The 267-nt window shown below is 67.4% G+C and carries 1 pseudogene; it reads right to left on the bottom strand.

Annotation, left to right across the window (positions count from 1 at the left end):
• A pseudogene (locus tag GWK61_RS55705) lies at positions 1–267 on the bottom strand (hypothetical protein); the annotation flags it as partial.

Below are 267 nucleotides of genomic sequence, written 5' to 3'. Positions count from 1 at the left end.
TGGACTTGACGAACCCGAACGCGGTCCGCGAGCGCGTCGACCACGTGGGGTCGCAGGACACCTTGGCCAGGGCCGCGAAGAACGCGCCGACGTCGATGTTGTGCTCGGTCGCCTTGTACGTCAGGGGGTTGTTGTCCGCGTCCTGACCGCCCGTGTAGCCGGGCACGCCTCGGGTGCCGTCGAAGGTGTTGTTCTGGATCCAGTTCGCCAGTGCGACAGCCGCGGTCAGATAGGCGCCGTCGCCGGTGTCCGCGTACAGGTGGACGA

Source organism: Catenulispora rubra (assembly GCF_015356825.1).
GTDB classification, from domain to species: Bacteria; Actinomycetota; Actinomycetes; order Streptomycetales; family Catenulisporaceae; genus Catenulispora; species Catenulispora rubra.
Note: the sequence above shows the minus strand (reverse complement) of the source record. Positions and strands in the feature narration are given on the sequence as shown.